The 2,055-nt window shown below is 56.6% G+C and carries 4 protein-coding genes; 2 read left to right on the top strand and 2 right to left on the bottom strand.

From position 1 onward, the window contains the following. Both CW742_RS11240 and CW742_RS11235 read left to right on the top strand, forming a co-directional pair. On the top strand, positions 1-632 hold a 632-nt coding region (locus tag CW742_RS11240), incomplete at its 5' end, for a DJ-1/PfpI family protein (RefSeq protein WP_292420432.1). A 69-nt stretch (positions 633-701) separates the two neighbouring features. Continuing rightward, complete coding sequence (locus CW742_RS11235) at positions 702-950, top strand: U32 family peptidase C-terminal domain-containing protein (RefSeq protein ID WP_292420430.1); 249 nt, start codon at positions 702-704, stop codon at positions 948-950. Positions 951-1,086: 136 nt separating this feature from the next. On the opposite strand, the gene CW742_RS11230 is transcribed toward CW742_RS11235, so the two are convergent. Then, positions 1,087-1,230: a hypothetical protein gene (locus tag CW742_RS11230; RefSeq protein WP_292420428.1), complete on the bottom strand. Its 144-nt coding sequence runs from the start codon at positions 1,228-1,230 to the stop codon at positions 1,087-1,089. Positions 1,231-1,499: 269 nt separating this feature from the next. Then, positions 1,500-1,994 carry a RidA family protein gene (locus CW742_RS11225; RefSeq protein ID WP_292420426.1) on the bottom strand — a complete coding sequence of 165 codons (495 nt, stop codon included), beginning with the start codon at positions 1,992-1,994 and terminating at the stop codon, positions 1,500-1,502. Positions 1,995-2,055 lie beyond the last annotated feature (61 nt).

Genomic DNA, 2,055 nt, shown 5'->3' with positions numbered 1-2,055 from the left:
CCTATATGTACATCCAGGATACGCTCGCCGACTGGGAGCCGGCCAATGTACTTGCTGAGCTCCACCATGGCCGCTTTCTGAAAGATCCTTCGCTCAGGCACGATGTCGTCCTCTGCGGGCGTACGCCGGATACCATCACCACCATGGGCGGGATACACCTGAAACCCGACATGCTGATTGCCGATATCCGGCCGGGCGAAGGCGACCTGCTCCTCCTGCCGGGTGCGGACACCTGGCTTGACCCGGTGCAGGCACCTGTCATCGCAAAGATCCGCGAGGTGCTTGAGGGTGACGCAGTGGTGGCTGCGATCTGCGGGGCAACATTCACTCTTGCCAATGCCGGTCTGCTGGACAAACGCTCACACACGAGCAACGACCTGGCTGCCCTGAAGAGATTCTGCCCGGATTATCATGGCGAGCGCTTTTACGTGAGCGAACCGGCCGTTACTGACTGCAACCTCGTCACTGCATGCGGGGCGGCGCCGGTCGAGTTCGCGTACCAGGTCTTTAAAAGACTCGGTGTCATGCTTCCGGCAACGCTTGAGGCATGGTACGGGCTCTATACCACGAAAAAACCGGAATATTTCTATGCGCTCATGGAGTCGCTGTCGCGGCCGCAGGACCCACGCTGACGGGCGGGCGGCAGGACAACATTTATCGTCCGGCCCGGATAGTAGTCTCATGTCGGGAGGGAGCCGACAATGGAGACCGTGATTGGGAAGGTGACCCACTACTACCCGAGAGTGGGTGTGGCTGCTATCGTTCTCTCGGACCATATCGCACGGGGGGACCATATCCACATCCTGGGACCGCATGATGACATCCACCAGACCGTTACCTCGATGGAGTTCAACCACGAGCCGATCGTTGAAGCTGACCCGGGGCAGGACATCGGCATCCGGGTCAACGAGCGGGTCCACGAAGGCGACCTGGTGTACCGTGAGTACTGACTGACACTCACTTTTTTTAAGAGAAATACTTTGGAGAATACCTATCTCCTTGTTATGATCGCCCCCCTTGCGCCTCCGACTGGTTTGTAAAACCAGGAGGATGAGAAGAACGCGAATGCGTTCTTCGAAGGTCGGCTTATGTCTCCCTTCTCATTGTCGAGGTTCCTATGAACCTCTCCAACTTCGAAAGTCCATCCTCGAAGAACCTTGCAGGTACTTCTCGTGTCTCGGGTCTGAAGACCCTCAACAAGAGGGATTTTGCAAAATCCCTCTGCTTCATTCCCTCGGAACGAAGCACCCCCAATGGGGGCGGGGGCGCAGGCGATACCTCTGTAATACCTCAAGGAGATACTCCGAGACGCAGAGTTTTTTCAGAAAAATGAATTGATGCCGCCGCGGGGCGCTGTTCGGGGACGACCGAAGGGAGTTAAGAAGATTCTCATCAGAGAATCTTCGATTTCGGCTGCCGCTCATCACAAACGGGGGTATGGGGGCATCAGCCCCCATCATTACTTCAAAGAATTTCAACGGAGAAAAAAGGGAATTCCCTCACCGCTTCTCTGCCACCATCTCGATCTCAACGAGCGCGCCTTTGGGCAAGCCGGCAACCTGCACCGTTGAACGGGCCGGGAAGGTATCAGTGAAATACGTACTATAGATCCGGTTGACCGCAGCAAAGTCGCTCATGCTGGAAAGATAGATCCGTGTCTGGACCACATCCGCAAAGGTAAGCCCGGACGCGGCGAGGACTGCCTTCTGGTTCTCCATCGCACGGGTCGTCTGTTCTTCGATTCCCCCGGTCAGGTTCCCCGTTGCAGGATCGATGCCTATCTGTCCCGAGAGCCAGACAAAGCCCCCGGACCGGACGCCCTGGCTGTAGGGGCCGATCGGCTCCGGTGCCTGCTGCGAATACACCGGCTGTTTCGCCGGGTGTGCTGCACCGGGCGAAAGGAAATACGTGTATAAGGCTCCGAGCAGAATCCCGCAGGCAAAGATCAGGACGAGCAGTATCAGTTTCTTGTGCAGTGCATTCAGGACGACCATCTCCGTTTGGATTGGTTACCTAGAGTACGGGCGTCTGAAAATAAATCAGTCTGTATTGCCA

The organism is Methanoregula sp., from assembly GCF_002835825.1.
Lineage (GTDB): Archaea > Halobacteriota > Methanomicrobia > Methanomicrobiales > Methanospirillaceae > Methanoregula.
This window is presented reverse-complemented; position numbering and strand designations above follow the sequence as displayed.